Source organism: Myxococcus sp. CA051A (assembly GCF_013336705.1).
GTDB classification, from domain to species: domain Bacteria; phylum Myxococcota; class Myxococcia; order Myxococcales; family Myxococcaceae; genus Myxococcus; species Myxococcus llanfairpwllgwyngyllgogerychwyrndrobwllllantysiliogogogochensis.
In genome coordinates this window covers 443,443-460,655 of the sequence record NZ_JABUMS010000007.1, presented here as the reverse complement: position 1 = coordinate 460,655, position 17,213 = coordinate 443,443, and the positions used below count along the sequence as shown (strand labels likewise).

The window sequence follows — 17,213 nt, the reverse complement described above, 5'->3', positions numbered from 1 at the left end:
GTGCGAGGCGATGGCACGCATTCATGGCGCGTGTCTCGAAGTGAGGACTACTCGCCAGGCAGCGTCACCGCGTACCGCGTGAGGTCCTGAGGGGTGTTCACGTTCACCAGCGCGCGCAGCGACGGGTCCACGGCGCGCAGCGCGGACTCGGGCAGCAGTCGCGCGCGGAAGCGGGAGAGGAGCTGACGCAGCGACGGGTCTTCGGACAACGTCGCGCGCCAGACCCGCGCGAGCGCCGCGCGGTACACGGCCAGCAGGGGCTCCACGCGTCCGCCCGCGTCGAAGCACACCGCGTCCACGTCGTCACCGCGCGCGTCGAGCAACACGCGCAGGACATCGGGCGAGATGAAGGGCATGTCACATGCGACCGCCACCACCCAGGGCGTCCGAGCCGCGGAGAGTGCCGCGTGGACGCCGCCGGGCGCGCCCTTGTCCGGCACCACATCCGCGACGGTGCGCAGCGCATAACGGGCGTAGGGCTCCGGTGAATTGGCGACGAGGAGCACCTCACCGAAGCGGGGCGCCAGCGCGAGCAGTCGCGCCAGCACCGTGCGGCCCTCCACCTCCAGCAGGCCCTTGGGCACACCGGACAGTCGTCGTCCCTGGCCTCCCGCGATGATGGCCAGCGTCACGTCCGGATACGTGTTGCCGAGACTGCCGCTGTTGGGGTCCATGGCTCGTGTCTCGCTCTCCCCTGGAACGTCGGCACTTGCCCCCGGCCACGCGCGACGTCACACGTTCCATCCCGAGTGCAGCGAAGCACGCACGAGAGCCCTCCCCTCAGAATGCCACACCTCGCTCGGAGAGGTGAGCACGCCCCCTCGATTCGAGGTCACCCGCGGAGTGACGCGGCGAGTCCACGCGCTGCCTCCGAGCACCACGGCCGTGCATCGAAGCTCCATGTCGAAGCGGTGCATCCCGCGCGGCGCCATGCCCGGGCCCACCGCGAAGGACAGCAGGCGAACAGACGGCCCGCGGCCCCGTGGACAACGGACAGGGCCCGCGGCGTAGTCTGCGCGTCCCCGATGCCGCTCACGTCCCTCTCCGCCGCCCGGCAGGCCGCGCTCGAAGCCATTGCTCCCGCGGCTCCCGAGCCCGTGCCCCTGCTCGATGCCCACGGCCGCTTCCTGGCCACGGACGTCCGAGCCTCGCGCTCGCTGCCCGGCTGCGACAACTCCGCCATGGATGGCTGGGCCGTGCGCGCGGAGGAGACTCGCGGCGCCAACCGTGACAGCCCCACGAGGCTGCGCGTCATCGACACCGTCTACGCGGGCGCCCTGCCCGCTCGCGCACTCCAGCCCGGCGAGGCCGCGCGCATCTTCACCGGCGCGCCCATCCCCTCCGGGGCCGATGCCGTCGTGCGACAGGAAGCCGCGCGCGCCTCGGACGATGGCCTCACCGTGGACCTCTTCATCACCGTGCCCCCCGGCCATGACATCCGCCGCACGGGCGAGGAGGTCCGCGCGGGCGCGCCGCTGTTCCGCGCGGGCCAGTGTGTGAATGCCTCCGTGCTCGGCGTGCTCGCGTCCCAGGGCGAGACCACCGTCCGCGTGCGTCCGGCGCCACGGGTGGCCGTGCTCGCCACGGGTGACGAGCTCGTGCGCCCCGGTGAGCCCGCGCTCGCGCATCAGGTCTACGAGAGCAACCTGGTCCTGGTCGCGGCGCTCGCGCGCGAAGCGGGCGCCCACGTGCTCCACATGTCCCGGGCCTGCGATGACGAGGACGCCCTGCGCGAGGCCCTGACCGAGCTCGCGCCGCGAGTCGACGTGCTCATCACCACGGGCGGCGCGTCGGTGGGAGACAAGGACCACGTGAAGCGCGTGCTCACAGCGCTGGGCGCGCATTTCTTCGTCGACGGCGTGGCCCTGAAGCCAGGCAAGCCCGTGGCCGTCGCGCGCCTGGGGGACACCGCCATCGTCGTCCTGCCGGGCAACCCGGGCGCGGCCACCGTCGCCTTCGACCAGCTCGCGAGGCCGCTGCTGCTCAAGCATCAGGGCGTGCTCGAAACGCGCCGCCGCGTCCGCGCGCGCCTGTCCGAGCCCCGTCACAAGCAGGCCGGCCTCACCTACCTCATCACCGCCACGCTGGAGCACGGCGACGAGGGTCTTCGCGCCTGGCTGCGCCCCCAGGGCGCCGGGCAGATTCTCCAGAACGTTCAAGCAGACGGCTGGGCCGTCCTGCCTCCGGGCCGCGCCGACTTCAACGAGAACGACCTCGTCGAGGTGGAGCTGTTCGACCGCCCCCACCACCACCCGGCGGACTCAGCCCCGGACACCGCGCCGTGAGCCATGTGCCCGCTCTCAACGCCGTCGAGCCATTCGACCGCCCCCACCACGCCGCGGACCTGAAGCCATGAGCCGCGTGCCCGCCCTCAGCATCGTCGGCTGGTCCGGCGCCGGGAAGACGACGCTCCTCACGCGGCTGCTCCCGGAGCTCGTCTCGCGAGGACTGCGCGTCGCCGCCGTGAAGCACTCCTCGGACACCCACCCGCTCCACCGGGGGGGCAGCGACACCGCCCGCTTCCGGGAGGCCGGCGCCTGCCTCACCGGCTTCGCCACACCCCAGGGCGTGCAGCTCACCACCGGCACCGCCCCCACGGAGGCCCTTCCGGAGCTGCTCATCCGCCTCGCGGGCACCCTGGACCTCGCGCTGGTGGAAGGCTGGAAGAACGGTCCGCTCCCCAAGCTGGAGGTGTGGCGCGAGGGATTGGGCCCGCTCCTCGCCTCCTCCCGTCCGGAGGTCTTCGCCCTCGTCACGGACGCGCTCGTGTCGAGCCCCTCCACCGCGCGGCTGCTGTCACCGCTCGACACGCGCGCCATCGCGGACGCCATCCTCGAACACCTGCGCCCGCCCCGACGCGCGCCACTGCCGCCCCAGGATGCGCGGGGCGTGGCCTCCCGTCCGGTGCGACGCTGGAACGGCGCCACCCTCCTCCCCGCCGAGGACGACACCATCGCCGTCGAGGAGCCGCTCGAGCTGCGCGTCAACGGCGAGGCCCTGGCCACCACCATGCGGACACCCGGACATGACCGGGAGCTGGCCGTGGGCTTCCTGCTGGCCGAGGGCCTCATCCGAAGCGCGGACGACCTGGGCACCCTCTCCCACTGCGGCCGGCCGGGCGAGGATGGCTGGGGCAATGTGCTCGAGGTCACTCCCGCCCCAGGTGTTGTCATTGACCCTGATCCACTGAAGGCCACCCGCCGGGGCACCCTCACCACCTCCGCATGTGGCGTCTGTGGCCGGCGCAGCGTGGAGGACCTGCTGTCCCGCTGCACCCCGCTCCCGCCCGGCCCCCGGCTTTCCCCAGAAGTCGTGGCCCGCGCCACTGAGCGCCTGCGCGACGTGCAGCGCAACTTCGCCCGGACCGGGGGAGTCCACGCCGCCGCCGCGCTCGATGCCGACGGCCAATTGCTGGCGTCCTTCGAGGATGTGGGCCGCCACAACGCCGTCGACAAGGTCGTGGGCGCCCTCGTCCTGGCCAGGGCACCGCGCGCAGTCTCCACGCCGCCCGTCGCCCTGACGCGTCAGCCCGTGCTGCTCGCCGTCAGCGGACGCGTCAGCTTTGAAATCGTCCAAAAAGCAGTCATGGCCAGAATCCCAGTCATTGCGGGTGTTTCCGCGGCCAGCACGTTGGCCATCGACCTGGCGCTGCGTTCCCACGTGACGCTGGCGACGTTCGTCCGGAACGGGCGCTTCAACGTCCACACCCACCCGGAACGGCTGGAATCCGCGCAACCTCGCGAAACTCCTGGACCCTGACCCCATGCATCCATCCCACCCACGCGCTCCGTACCGTTCGCGTCAGACCGGCACCGTAGATGCAATGTGTTGGGGGACGTCACCTTCGCGCGGGGAAGCGAAGGGGCGACTCCCGGTGTTCGCTGGGACCCCCTGAGATGCGACGAGAGTCGGATGATCCAAAGATTTCACACCATGTCACGTCTTACTCACAGTGCGGGGGGTTGCAACGCGCCGCACAAGCATGGCAAAAAGCAGTTCTTTCCGACTTGAAGATTTTCAGCCTCAACGGCATCCTCTACCGGAACTGAACACTCAGTGGGCGGGTAGAGGGGGGTGGACACGATGAGCAGCGCAAGTACTGGTGCGGCGGTCGGTGCTCCTGGGTCGGCATCCGCTCAGGGCAATGTGGGGGGCGCGGCGGAAGAGCTGGTTCCCGGGCCCAAGCTGGCGCCCGGCTTCGCGGCGAAGCTGAACCTCACCGTAGACCTGGTCTTGATGTCGGCGGTGCTGACGGCCTCGGCGTGGCTGGACGGTCTGCTGTGGGCCCAGCCCGGCTGGCTGTTGCCCGCGCTGGTCATCGCGTCCCTCATCGTGTGGATCATCACCGGCACCGCGCTGTGTCTGTACGACTCGCGCTTCGCGGAGCGCAGCAAGCTGGACCACGTGGCCCTCGTGTCGGTGACGACGCTGGCCGTCGTCACGGTGCTGGCCGTGGTGCACCTGGCGCTGCCGGAGACGATGAAGGTCCCCGGCCTTGCCCCGCTGCTCATCCTCTTCTGGCCCGTGGCGTTGCTCTTGCGGCTGTTCGTCTTCCGTTCGGTGGCCTCCCAGGAGCGCCCCACGGACACGGTGGTCATTGTCGGCACGGGCGCCATGGGCCGCTACTCCGGCGAGGACCTGGCTCGCCGCGGCCGTCGGCAGCTCATTGGCTACGTGCGCTTCCACGACGACACGGGCTCCATCGGTGAATTGCCCGCCAAGGTGCTGGGCACGGTGGATGACCTGGAGCACATCCTGCGCAACACCGCCGTGGACGAGGTCTACATCGCCGGCAACACGCTCAAGCAGGGCGAGGCGATGCAGGCGTCCATCAAGCTGGCCGAGCGCTTCGGCGTCCCCTTCGCGCTGCCCGCGCACAGCTTCCGCCTGGACCGCGCGCGTCCGGTGGACAGCCGCGCGGTGGCGGATGGCTTCCTGCATTTCGCGGCGGTGAGCCCCAAGCCGCACCAGATGGCGATGAAGCGCCTGTTCGACATCTGCGTGTCCGCCGTCGCGCTGTGGATGCTGCTGCCGCTGCTCGGCTTCGTGGCGCTCGTGGTGAAGCTCACGTCGAAGGGCCCCATCTTCTTCAAGCAGTACCGCGTCGGGCAGAACGGCAAGCCGTTCTACATGCTCAAGTTCCGCTCCATGGTGGTGAACGCGGAGGAGCTGAAGGAGAAGCTGGCCGCGCAGAACGAGCAGACCGGCCCTGTCTTCAAGATGAAGAACGACCCGCGCATCACCGGCATCGGTCGCTTCATCCGCAAGTTCTCCATCGACGAGCTGCCCCAGTTCATCAACGTGCTGCGCGGCGAGATGAGCATCGTCGGCCCGCGTCCGCCCGTGCCCAACGAGGTGGCCAAATACGAGACGTGGCAGCGCCGCCGGTTGTCGGTGCGCCCGGGCCTCACCTGCATCTGGCAGGTCTCCGGCCGCAACCAGATTTCGTTCGAGGAGTGGATGTACCTGGACATGCAGTACATCGACCACTGGACCCTCACGAGCGACCTGCGCCTGCTGCTCCAGACGGTGCCCGTCGTGATTACGGGGCGCGGGGCCAGCTAGGCTTCCAGGCGGCCTGACTTCCTCGGGGGCGGCATTGACGCGCCGCTCCCGCTCGTCTTCTATGCACACGGGCTGGCCGGCCAATTGCCGGAGCGCCCGCTCCCACCGTGACGACCCACAGCGAATCCTCTCAGCATGACGCCCAGGAGCGTGAACGCTCCCATGAGGCGATGGGCGCGGTGCGCAACGGCCTGCAGCTCGGCGGCTCGCTGCTGGTGACGTATGCCATCGCCTTCGGCATCCGTCCCCTGCTGACGCACTACCTGTCCCCGGAGGCCTTCGGGCGCTTCAACTGGGCGGACAGCTTCTCCGCCATCTTCTTCATCGCGACCAATCTCGGCCTGGAGATGTACATCCGCAAGGAGGTGTCGCGCCGGCCCGAACACGCCAGCGACTTCTTCGGCGCCTCCATGCTGGTGCGGCTGGTGCTCACGGGCGTGTTGATGGGCGCGCTCGCGCTCGTCATGAACTACCGGGACGACCCGCCGGAGATGCGCGCGCTCGTCTACGTCTTCGGCGCCGCGCAGCTACTCGTCATGTGCAACGCGTCCATGGCGGCGCTGCTGCATGCCAAGGGCAAGGTCGCCGGACTCTCCATCTCCAACGTCGTCACCAAGCTGGTGTGGGGCGGCGGCCTGTTCGCGGTCGGCGTCATGGGCCTGCCCCTGCCGTGGCTCGCGGTGCCCGTCGTCGCGTCGGAGGCCATCAAGCTGGCGGTGGGCTGGCACCTGGCGCGCCAGCACATGGGGCTGGTGTTCCGCGTGGACTTCCCCGCCACGTGGCGGGTGTTCAAGGCGGGCCTGCCCTACTTCCTCACCGCCGCGGCGCTCGCGACGAATGGTCGGCTGGACATCATGATTCTGGGGATGCTCGGCAACCACGAGGAGGTCGGCTGGTACAGCGCCGCGTGGAGCATCTCCAACGTCACCTTCGCCCTCAACCCCGTCATGGGCTGGGTGCTCCTGCCGCTGATGTCCCGCGCCGCCGCGCGCTCGGAAGAAGAGGTCAGCGCCATCGCCCGCCGCGCGCTGGAGGGCACGCTCGCCGTCACCGTCCCCATGATGATGCTCATCGTCATGGGCGCGCCCCTGTGGATTGGGCTGCTCGGCAAGGACTACTCGCTGGCCGTCAATCTGTTGCGGCTCCAGTCGCCCCTGTTCGTCCTCGCCTTCGTGACGATGACGTGCGGCGCCTGGCTCACCATGACGAACCGCGAGTGGTGGGTGACGGGCACCAGCATCTTCGGAAGCCTGCTGCTCAACCCGCTGCTCAACCTGATGCTGGTGCCGCGCATGCACGCGGCCTACGGCGACGGCGGCGGCGCGGCGGGCACCGCGATTTCCCTCCTGCTGATGGAGGTGGTCATCACCATCATCATGCTGGGCCGCATGGGCCGCTCCGCGGTGGACCGCCGGCTGCTCGTCAGGGTGGCCAAGACGGCGGTGGTCTGCGTGGCCATCGTCGCGCTGGACAGGACGGTGCTCCTCTCCCTGGAGGACTGGCCCCGGCTGGGCGTGGAGGCCACGCTGTATGTCTTCGGAGTCCTGGCGCTCGGCGCGGTGAAGCCGGGTGAAGTCCTGGCCGTGGTGAAGCTCGCGCGCCGCCGTGGCACCCCTGAACCGGAGCCGGCCGTCATCGCCGTCGCCCCCACTCCCTAGAGGAAACCGTCAGAGCCCATGTCGTCCTCGCCCCGCACCCATCGCCCCGCGCTCCACCTCCCGCCGCGCGTCCTCGCGTGCGCCGTGCTGCTCGTCGTGGCCTCCGCGTGCAGCGGGCTGGGCAAGTACACCTGGGTGGACGAGTACCAGGAGAAGCCGCCCCCGCCCGACGCCAGCTACCGCATCGCCGCGGGCGACTTGCTCAACATCCGCGTGTGGAACCAGGAGTCGCTCACCACGCAGGCGCGCGTGCGCGACGACGGGCGCATCAGCCTGCTGTTCCTGGACGACGTGGAGGCCGCGGGCCACAGCCCCGCCATGCTGTCGCAGCAAATCCAGACGCGGCTGAAGGACTACATCAACCACCCCGTCGTCACCGTGGCGCTGGAGATGGCGCGCCCCATCAAGGTGACCATGGTGGGCGAGGTCAACCGCATTGGCCCGCTGGAAATCGACGTGGGCGCAAGCCTCCTGCAGGCCCTGGCCGGCGCGGGCGGCTTCACCGAGTACGCGCACCAGGACCGCATCTTCGTCATGCGTCACGAGGACGGGCAGGGCCCGCTGCGCATCCGCTTCCGCTACCAGGACCTCATCCACGCCGAGGGGCGCGCGCCGACGTTCCGCCTGCGCCCTGGTGACGTGGTGGTGGTGGAGTGAGCGGTGCTGGGGGCGGCGCTCACCGCGATGTGGCTGGAGGTCTCCTCCACCGCCATCACCTACACCGCGTCGGTGCGGGTGGACTCGCGCGTGCGCTCCAACGAGGACCCCGCCGAGGACGCGCCCTCCGTCGCCGGTGACACCGACTTCACGCCGATATTGGGCCTGGAGCGGCGCGAGGGGAACACCACCCTCCAACTGGACTACGCCCCGCGCATCAGCCTGCGCGAAGTCACCGCCCAGGCGCGCACCGAAGTGCAGCACGTGGGCCGCTTCGCCGCCCTCTGGCGTCCCGAGCGCGGCCTGTCCTTCCGGCTGAGCGAGGAGCTGGTGGTGGGCAGCGTCAACCTGCTCATCACGGACGCGCTGCCGGACTTCGACCCGGACCCGATAGACCCGGACGGCCCGCTGCGCCCGCCCGTGGGCGGCGGTCCGCTCCAGCCGCTTCCGGAGACGGACACCGTCCACTTCGTGTCGTCCGCCACCTCGCTCACCGGCGAGACGAGCTGGCTGGGACGGCGCTGGCAGTTGTCCGCCACCACCGGCTTCTCCGTCAGCGGCGGCCTGGACGGCCCGGCCCGGGAAGCCGTCCCCCTCCAGTACGGCCCGCGCCTGGACACGTCGCTGAGCCACGCGCTGTCCTCGCTCAGCGCGCTGACGACGTCCGCCGCCGTCACGCACGCGAGATTCTCCACCGGCGCCAACAACACCGTCGTGACGCTGACGGAGAGCTGGACGCGGCGGATGACGCGAAGGACTTCCGTCGAGGCCGGCGCCGGGGCCAGCATCGTCCGCTCCCTCACCGCGCCGGGAGTCGACCCGGACCCCGGCGAGGAAGGCGCGGACGCAGGGCCCCGCACGGAGCTGTTGCCCAACCTCACCCTCGCGGTGGGCCACCGGATTCCCTCCCGCACCGCGGACTTCGATGGAAGGTTGGGGCTGCGAGTGTCTCCCTTCACGGACCGGCTGACGGCGCGCGTCTACCCTCGAGCGGACCTCACCGTGACAGGGACGTGGGCGCTGGGGCCTCGCGTGCGCGTGGCCACCACGGGCGGCACCGCCTTCGCGGTGGGCGGCGCGACAGGCGACCGGCTGGTGTCCGGCGGGGTGACGGCATCCTGGATTCTCAACAGTTGGATGTCGGTGGATGCCGACACTCGAGGGACGTGGAGCCGCTCGCCCGAGTTGCCGGCGGCCCGCTTCCAGTGGGCGGCGGCGTTGGGCCTGTCGCTTCGTCAAACTGGTATCCTCTGAGTTCAAGGCCCATGGCGAAGCTCATCCTGATGTCCGTCCTCATCCTCACCATCACCCTCCCCGCCATGGCGGCGAGGGATGAGAATCCGATGAGGGGACTGAAGAAGGCCATCCTGTGGGTGATCCTCTTCAACGCGGCATACACCTACGGCGTCATCGTCTGGGTGCCACGGCTCGGCTTCCACTGAGCGCGACTGAGAAGAAAGGCTGACGACGGATGGAGCCCCAAATGCACACGGTTCTCCTGGTGGAGGACGCGCCCTTCTTTCGGAAGATGCTGGGCGACTACCTGCGTGCCATGGGATTCAAGGACGTGGTGGAGCTGCCCAATGGCCAGGCCGCGCTCAAGCACCTGGCGGGAGCGGCGCGTCCGGACCTCGTGTGTCTGGACCTGACGCTGCCGGATATCTCCGGCTACGACTTGTGCGAGCACATCCGCCGCACCGTGGGCATGGCGGACGTGCCGGTGCTGGTGGTGAGCGCGCGCGACTTGCCGGAGGACAAGGCCCACGCCGAGGAGGCGGGAGCCAACGGCTACCTGGGCAAGCCCTTCACGCAGGATGAGTTCTCCCGTCGGGTGGGCCAGCTCCTGAAGAGCGCCGCGGCGAGGAGGACGTCGTGACGATGCCGGCCCCCGGCCCACGGGGTCCGCGGGCTCCCGCCCCCGCTCCGCTGTACACACCGGAGCGGGCGGAGACGAACGCGCCGTCGGACCTCATCGACTGGGGCTTCGCGATTGACGCGGTCTTCTACGTGAAGAACGCGGTGCTGCGGCACTGGTTCCTGGCGCTGCTGGTGATGGTCGCGGTGTCGGGGCTGGCGGCGGGCGTCAGCAAAATCATGCCGCGCAAGTACCACGTCGAAACGCGGATGCTGACGCAACGCAACTTCATCATCGCCTCGCTGGCGAACCCGGGCCGCTCCATTCCGGTGGACGCGGACCAGCCCACGCGCGCGGCGTGGGAGATGGTGATGAAGACGGACAACATCAAGGCCATCGTCCGGGACGCGAAGCTGGTGGAGTACTGGGAGTTGCAGCGCTCGCCCATGAGCCGGCTGAAGGAGGTGCTGCTGCGCAAGCCGCCGCCGCCCATGTCGGACGACGACAAGCGCGACGCGCTCACCGCCATGCTGGAGCAGGCCATGCTCGTCATGGTGGAGGGTGGCACGGGCACCGTCACCATCGGCGTGGACTGGAGCGACCCGCAGCTCGCGCTCAACATCGTGGAAGCGGCGCAGAAGAACTTCCTGGAGATGCGGCAGGCGGCGGAGATGGGCGCGGTGTCGGAGGCCATCACCATCCTCGACAAGCAGGTGATTGACGAGGGCGAGGGAATCAAACAGGCCATCGCCGCGCTGGACGCCACCGTGAAGCGCGTGGAGGCGAAGCGCAAGCGCGACGAGGCCAAGGCCGCGACGCGCGGAGGCCGCAACGCGCAGGCCCAGGCGCAGGCGGGGCTGGGCATCAACACCAACCACCTGCTCGCGCAGATGCGGTTCATGGTGCAGACCAAGCGCCGGGCCATCTCCGACGTGGAGGAGTTCCGCGCGCGGCGGCTGACGGAGCTGCGCAACCAACTGGCCGAGCAGCGCGTCATCTACTCGCCGCAGCACCCGCTCATCACGGACCTGGAGCAGCGCATCATCGCGCTGACGGAGGACTCGCCGCAGTTGGTGGCGCTGCGCTCGGAGCTCAACGAGCTCATCAACGAGTACATGCGCAACGGTGGAGACCCGGGCGAGCTGGAGCAGGGGACGACGGGGCCGCTGTTGGGCGCGGCGGCGTTCGGCGGGCCGACGACGGCGGACAACCCGGAGGTGTCGGTGGCGGCGGACCGGGTGCGCATGCTGGTGATGCGGCATCAGGAGAAGATGCGGCGACTGGACCAGGCGAAGACGGAGTTGGAGATTTCGCGCGCGTCGATGAAGCACCGCTTCAGCGTGCTGGCGCCGCCGCAGTTTCCGGAGAAGCCGTCCAAGCCGAAGGTGCAGCTCATCCTCGCCGCGGGCGTGGTGGGTGGCATCGCCATGGGCATCTTCGCGGCGGTGGCGCTGGACATCATCCGCCGGCGCATCCTGGAGAAGTGGCAGGTGGAGCGAATCCTGAAGCTCCCGGTGCTGGCGGAGCTGGAGCGGCGCTGACGCGCGCTCGGGGGAGAGTCTCGTGACGGTGTGGACCTGGGTGGACCTGGCGCTGTGCGTGGCGCTGTTGCCGGTGGTGGTGGCGTGCGGCTACCTGCTGCTTCTGACGCTGCTGTCGTGGCGGCGCGCGGCGCCGGTGCCTCCCGCGCCCACGCGCAAGTTCGACGTGGTGATTCCCTCGCACAACGAGGAGCTGGGCATCGCCCGCACGGTGGCGAACCTGTCCGCGGTGGACTACCCCGCGTCGCTGCGGCGCATCCTCGTCGTGGCGGACAACTGCTCGGACGCCACGGCCGAGAAGGCGCGCGAGGCGGGCGCCACGGTGCTGGAGCGGCACGACACGGAGAAGCGCGGCAAGGGCTATGCGCTCGCGTACGCCTTCGAGTTCAGCCAGAAGGACGGCTTCGCTGACGCCGTCGTCGTGGTGGATGCGGACACGGTGGTGTCCCCCAACCTGCTGCACGCGTACGCGCGGCGGTTGGAGGACGGCGCGCACGCGGCGCAGGCGCACTACGGGGTGATGAACCCGACGGCGTCGTGGCGCACGCGGCTGATGACGATTGCGTTGGGCATGTTCCACAAGGTGCGCTCGTCGGGGCGCGAGGCGATGGGTGTCTCCTGCGGCCTGCGCGGCAACGGCATGTGCTTCACGCACGCGGTGCTGCGCGAGGTGCCGCACGACGCCTTCAGCGTGGTGGAGGATTTGGAGTACGGCATCCGCCTGGGCCGCAAGGGCCACCGCGTGCACTACGCCTGGGAGGCGGAGGTGCAGGGGGAGATGGTCTCCGCGGAGAAGCAGAGCCGCTCGCAGCGTCAGCGCTGGGAGGGTGGGCGCAGCCAGATGCGCAAGCTGCACGGCTGGCCGCTCCTGAAGGACGCGCTGAAACAGCGCAGTGGATTGCTGCTCGACTTGTCCATGGACGTGCTGGTGCCGCCCTTGAGCCAGTTGGTGCTCGCGGCGGTGGGCAGCGCGGTGGCGGCGTCGGTGCTGGTGTGGCTGTCGGGTGGCACGGCGGTGTGGGCGTCGGCGCTGGCGGGCTTCGGGCTGATGAGCCTGGGTGCGTACGTGCTGCGCGGTTGGTGGGTGTCCGGCGTGGGGCCTCGCGGCCTGTTGGACCTGGCCTGGGCGCCCGTGTACGTGGTGTGGAAGGTGGGGCTGATGTTGCGCGGCCCCGGCGCGGAGAAGCGCGGCGAGTGGGTGCGCACCTCGCGCGAGGCCGAGCGCCCTTGATGCGTTGATGTGCCGGGCCCTCCGGGGCCCGTGACGTCCGCTTCGTGCGGAAACCATGATGGAGCCTGGAGCCTCGCGTGCGATGCGCGGCGTGGGCCCTCTGGATGATGGCCACCTCTCGAAACGCAGGGGTGGGCCTCGTGAACGCTGTCATTCCTCGGATGCTGTGTGGACTGCTGGCGCTGTTTGCCTCGCAGGTGCTGGCCCAGAGCAGCACCATCACCGGCACGGTCATCGATGCGCAGAGCCGTCAGCCCATGCCCGACGTGGTCATCACCGCGGCGTCGCCCAATCTCCAGGGCGAGCAGACGGTCCTCACCGACGCCCAGGGCGAATACCGCATCCCCCAGCTCCCTCCCGGCGTGTACACCCTTCGCTACGAGAAGGCGCAGTACAAGCTCTATGCGCGGAGCGACGTGCAACTGCGGCTGAACCGCACCATCCGCGTCAACGTCGAGCTGCTCCCCGAGTCCCTCGGCGAGGTGGTGGAGACTTGCGGCGCTCCGACCATCTGCGAGGGCTGCTATCCCACGGGCGTCAACGTGGACCAGCAGTTCATCAGGCGCATCGCCGCTCCCGGTTCGGGCGGCCCATCACAGTCCTTCGAATCCCTGGCCGAGCTGGCCCCGAGTGCCGAGAGCGACCAGTACGGCGTGCCCATCGAGGAGGCGCTCACCGTCGTGAGCGCGGCCCCTGTGTACAACCTCTCCCCCGCGATGCCCGGCATGTCGATGACGCTGCGGCTCCATCCCCTTCCGTCGGGGCAGCCCCTCAGGAGACTCCGGCGCGGCGAGCCGATGACTCGCGCGCACTACTTCGACATGTACTTCAAGGGGTACGGGGTGAACCCCACGGTGGAGACGGAGGACGAGCGCTTCTCCACCTTCTCCGTGGACACCGACACCGCCTCGTACACCCTGGCGCGCGCATATCTGGAGCGCTCGGTGCTCCCCAGTGAGGGAGCCGTGCGCGTAGAGGAGTTCGTCAACACGTTCGACCATGCCTATCCGGCCCCCGTCGAGGCCCCCTTCAACGTCCACGTGGAGGGCTTTCCCTCCCCCGCGCGCAAGGGCTACCAGGTGTTGCGTATCGGCGTGAAGGCGCGCGAGGTGAGCGACGCGCAGCGCAAGCCGAGCCACCTCGTCTTCGTCATCGATGTCTCCGGTTCGATGCAGGGAGACCAGCGGCTCGGGCTGGTGAAGCGGGCCCTGCTGTTGCTGGTGAACGAGCTGGACGCGCGAGACCGGGTCTCCATCGTCGTCTACGGCTCCGAGGCCCGGCAGGTGCTGCCTCCCACGAGCGCGGAAGACAAGGAGCGCCTGCTGACCGCCATCGACGGGCTGCACAGTGAGGGCTCCACCAACGCACAGGCGGGCATGGAACTCGGCTATCGAATCGCCTCCGAGCACCTCCTCGAAGGGGGCATCAACCGCGTCATCCTCTGCTCGGACGGAGTGGCCAACAACGGCATCACCGACGCGGACGGTATCTGGGCGCGAGTGAAGAACTTCGCCGCGCAAGGCATCACCCTGTCCACCGTGGGCTTCGGCATGGGCACTTACAACGACGTGCTTATGGAGCGGCTGGCCCAGGTGGGCGAGGGCAACTACGCGTACGTGGACCGCCTGAAGGAAGCGCATCGCATCTTCGTGAAGAACCTCACGGGGACGCTCCAGGTGGTGGCCAAGGACGTGAAGCTCCAGGTGGAGTTCGACCCGAAGGCCGTCTCGCGTTACCGGCTGCTCGGCTACGAGAACCGGATGCTGTCCAAGGAGCAGTTCCGCGATGACCGCGTGGACGCGGGTGAGGTGGGCGCGGGCCACTCCGTCACCGCGCTCTACGAGGTGAAGCTGAACAAACCCGCGCCGAGCCTGGGCACGCTGCGCATCCGCTACAAGGCGCCGGAGGGTGGGGACTCGAAGGAACTGGAGACGAAGCTGGCTCGCGGTGCGCTCCAGGCCAGCTATGGGGCGGCGGCACCCACCGCACGACTGGCTTATGTGGCGGCGGCCCTGGCGGAGAAGCTGCGGGGTTCCTACTGGACGCGCGCGCTCACGTACGGCGCCCTGGTGGAGCTGTGGGAGGGCCTGGGCGCCCCCCTGAAGGCACGAGAGGACGTGAGCGAACTGGGCGGCCTCATCCAAAGGGCGGCCTCACTGGACCAGCGTCAGGACCTCTTCGAGTCGTTCGCTCCGGTGAAGTCGATGGACTTCGACCACGAACCCTCGGGGCCCCAGGACGTCGGGCTCGAATGAAGGACGTGCCGAAACCATGATGGAGCCTGGAGCCTCGCGTGCGGTGCGAGGCACGGGCGTTCTGGATGATGGCCACCTTTCGAAACGCAGGGGTGGGCTCTCGTGAACGCTGTCATTCCTCGGATGCTGTGTGGCCTGCTGGGGCTCCTCGCCTCGCAGGCGCTGGCCCAGAGCAGCGCCTTGGTCGGCACGGTCGTCGACGCACGGAGCCTCGAGCCCCTGGCCGGCGTGGTCGTCACCGTGACGTCGCCCACGTTCCTGGGCGAAATCGCCGTGCTCACCGACGCCCAGGGCACCTATCGAATCCTCGAGCTTTCGCCCGGCATGCACACCCTGGTGTTCCAGAAGGAGCCGTACCAACCCTTCATGCGCGACAACGTCCAACTGCGACCGAACCGCACCCGCCGCGTCAACATCGCGCTGCCGCTCATCCCCATCGATGAGCCGTTGGAGGTCATCGGCGAGCCACCCCTCATCGACGCGGGCGCACGGAACACGTGCGTCAACATGAGCGAGGAGTTCGTCAAGTGCACCGACGTCGCCCGGCCGGTCGCGCGGGGCCAGGGCAACAACTCCCGCGCGTCCAAGTGCTGGCCCGAGGCCGAGGCCAGGCCCGAGCCCTTAAAGCAGGAGCCCCCCGTCAGCCACGCGCCCCCTCGGTACAACTTCTCCCCCGCCATGCCCGGCATGTCGATGACGCTGCGGCTCCATCCCGTCCCCAGCGTCGAGGTCCCCAGAAGCCCCCGGCGCGGCGCGCCACCGAGCCGCACGCGCCTCCTTCGTCATGCACCTCCGAGGACGTCAGCGAGCCGCGCGACCTCCTCCACGAAGCGGCCTCGGGCCACCTGCGCCAGGACCGCATCGAGTCGTTCGCTCCGGTGAACACTTGGGACCCCGTCAGTTCGGCCGCTCGCTCACGCTGAGGACCGTCACGCGGCCGTCCGGGATGAGCGCCACCCTGTAGACATGGGTATCCGCGCCGAAGCGCACCAGGTACGTGTAGACGCGGTCATCGCCCACCACCTCCCTCTGGGCCAGCACCAGGGGCCCCGCGGCGCCCAGGCGCTCGAGCAGCTCGCGGAAGTGCGGCAGCGCCTCGTCGACGAGCCACTTCGGGGCATACGCGAAGCGGGCGCGGTCCACGGTCCCCATCCGGACATCCTCGAGCAACTCCGTGAGCTGGGCGGTGACCTGGGGCTCACCGTCCTCGATGGGCCCAAGCTTCGGCACGGCGAGCGCGGGGTTGACGATGGCGGCGATGCCCTCGACGAATCTCGCGGGGCTGGCTCGATTCGTGTTGGCCAGCACGATGATGGACAGCGAGTCCCCGAGGAAGCGGGAGTAGACGGTGCGGAAACCCTGCCATGCACCGCCATGCTGATGCAGGGGATTGCCGTTGCGCTCCAGGAGCTGCCAGCCAAACCCATACGGCTGGGTGGCCCCGCTGTTGAGCCGCGCGGGGGACAGGATTTCGCGCCAGCTCTCCTCGCTCAGCAGGGAGCGCTGCTGCACGGCGGCATCCCACGCCAGCATGTCCTTCAACGAGAAGTAGAGCGACCCGTCTCCCGTGGTGTTGAGGGACTGGGAGACCCAGGTCTGGTGCTTCACCTCGCTGCCCACCAGTCGATAGCCGGAGGAGCGGTTGGGAATGACGTCTGCCTCGCTGATGCCGCGCGCCGTCTTCATCCCCGCGGGCTTGAAGACCTTCGTGGCGAGGACTTCGCCGTAGGGCGTCCCCGCGACGCGATTCACCAGGAGCCCCAAAAGGACATAGCCGGAGTTGCTGTAGCTCCACCGCACGCCCGCGGGGAAATCCAGGGGCAGCGCGTAGATGAACCGGGCGAACTCCTCGTCCGTGTAGTCCTTGCGCTCGTCGAGCTGGCCCTCCAGGTCCTGGATGCCGGAGGTGTGATTCAACAGGTGGCGCACGGTGATGGGTGCCCACGAGGCCGGAGCGTCGGGGAAGTACTTCGTGATGGAGTCCGACAGCGAAATCCGGCCGGCCTCCACCTGGGCCATCACCGCCATTGTGGTGAACATCTTCCCCACGGAGCCTGACTGGAACAGCGTGTCCGTCCCCACGGGGACGCGGTGCTCCAGGTTGGCGGAGCCATAGCCCTTCGCCAGGACGACGCGCCCATGCTGCACGACGCCCACCGCGAGCCCCACCACGCCCTGACGCTTCTGCTCCGCGCGAACGAACGCGTCGATGCGCTCACGAAGCGAGCCCTGTGCCGCCGCGGGCCCCGCCGCGAGCAGCCCGACAAGGACGACGACGAACGCCGAGAAAGACCGCGAACCACGTCGCATGAAAGCTCCTGACCCCAAGAGGACGCCGCACCAGAGCATCCCCGGCCTCCTCTCGTGAAGACGAAGGACGACACCGGGACAGGTCCTTGCCGCGTGAGAAGCATGTGGAGTGCCCCATGATGAAACGATGACTCAGCAAAG

14 protein-coding genes are annotated in these 17,213 nt (G+C 69.3%); 12 read left to right on the top strand and 2 right to left on the bottom strand.

Annotated features, from left to right (window positions below):
• Positions 1-47: 47 nt before the first annotated feature.
• Positions 48-674 carry a molybdenum cofactor guanylyltransferase gene (locus tag HUA74_RS22550; protein WP_174456164.1) on the bottom strand — a complete coding sequence of 209 codons (627 nt, stop codon included), beginning with the start codon at positions 672-674 and terminating at the stop codon, positions 48-50.
• Between the two features lie 351 nt (positions 675-1,025).
• On the opposite strand from HUA74_RS22550, the gene glp reads away from it, so the two are divergent.
• From glp to HUA74_RS22490, 12 genes are all read left to right on the top strand, one after another.
• On the top strand, positions 1,026-2,285 hold the full coding sequence (glp, locus tag HUA74_RS22545; protein WP_174456163.1) for a gephyrin-like molybdotransferase Glp: 1,260 nt from the start codon (positions 1,026-1,028) through the stop codon (positions 2,283-2,285).
• Positions 2,286-2,352: 67 nt separating this feature from the next.
• A complete protein-coding gene (gene mobB, locus HUA74_RS22540; RefSeq protein ID WP_174456162.1) occupies positions 2,353-3,759 on the top strand; it encodes a molybdopterin-guanine dinucleotide biosynthesis protein B in 1,407 nt (468 codons plus the stop codon).
• A 315-nt stretch (positions 3,760-4,074) separates the two neighbouring features.
• A complete protein-coding gene (gene epsZ, locus HUA74_RS22535) occupies positions 4,075-5,565 on the top strand; it encodes an exopolysaccharide biosynthesis polyisoprenyl-phosphate hexose-1-phosphate transferase EpsZ (protein WP_141647187.1) in 1,491 nt (496 codons plus the stop codon).
• A gap of 107 nt (positions 5,566-5,672) precedes the next feature.
• On the top strand, positions 5,673-7,223 hold the full coding sequence (wzx, locus tag HUA74_RS22530) for an exopolysaccharide biosynthesis flippase (RefSeq protein WP_371817289.1): 1,551 nt from the start codon (positions 5,673-5,675) through the stop codon (positions 7,221-7,223).
• Between the two features lie 18 nt (positions 7,224-7,241).
• Entirely contained in the window at positions 7,242-7,880 is a 639-nt protein-coding gene (epsY, locus tag HUA74_RS22525; protein ID WP_174456161.1) for an exopolysaccharide export protein EpsY, read from the top strand.
• 3 nt (positions 7,881-7,883) lie between these two features.
• Positions 7,884-9,134, top strand: a complete 1,251-nt coding sequence (gene epsX / locus HUA74_RS22520; protein ID WP_174456160.1) for an exopolysaccharide export protein EpsX — start codon at positions 7,884-7,886, stop codon at positions 9,132-9,134.
• A gap of 11 nt (positions 9,135-9,145) precedes the next feature.
• On the top strand, positions 9,146-9,322 hold the full coding sequence (locus HUA74_RS22515; protein WP_174456159.1) for a hypothetical protein: 177 nt from the start codon (positions 9,146-9,148) through the stop codon (positions 9,320-9,322).
• Between the two features lie 29 nt (positions 9,323-9,351).
• Positions 9,352-9,756, top strand: a complete 405-nt coding sequence (gene epsW, locus HUA74_RS22510) for an exopolysaccharide biosynthesis response regulator EpsW (protein ID WP_141647184.1) — start codon at positions 9,352-9,354, stop codon at positions 9,754-9,756.
• 2 nt (positions 9,757-9,758) lie between these two features.
• Positions 9,759-11,276: a PCP family exopolysaccharide biosynthesis protein EpsV gene (gene epsV / locus HUA74_RS22505; protein WP_217443545.1), complete on the top strand. Its 1,518-nt coding sequence runs from the start codon at positions 9,759-9,761 to the stop codon at positions 11,274-11,276.
• A gap of 22 nt (positions 11,277-11,298) precedes the next feature.
• Entirely contained in the window at positions 11,299-12,507 is a 1,209-nt protein-coding gene (gene epsU, locus HUA74_RS22500; RefSeq protein ID WP_174456157.1) for an exopolysaccharide biosynthesis GT2 family glycosyltransferase EpsU, read from the top strand.
• Between the two features lie 140 nt (positions 12,508-12,647).
• Entirely contained in the window at positions 12,648-14,762 is a 2,115-nt protein-coding gene (locus tag HUA74_RS22495) for a von Willebrand factor type A domain-containing protein (protein ID WP_174456156.1), read from the top strand.
• Between the two features lie 102 nt (positions 14,763-14,864).
• A complete protein-coding gene (locus HUA74_RS22490) occupies positions 14,865-15,644 on the top strand; it encodes a carboxypeptidase-like regulatory domain-containing protein (RefSeq protein WP_174456155.1) in 780 nt (259 codons plus the stop codon).
• 15 nt (positions 15,645-15,659) lie between these two features.
• On the opposite strand, the gene HUA74_RS22485 is transcribed toward HUA74_RS22490, so the two are convergent.
• Positions 15,660-17,072, bottom strand: coding sequence for a serine hydrolase (locus HUA74_RS22485; RefSeq protein ID WP_174456154.1), 1,413 nt, complete (start codon positions 17,070-17,072; stop codon positions 15,660-15,662).
• Positions 17,073-17,213: the final 141 nt, after the last annotated feature.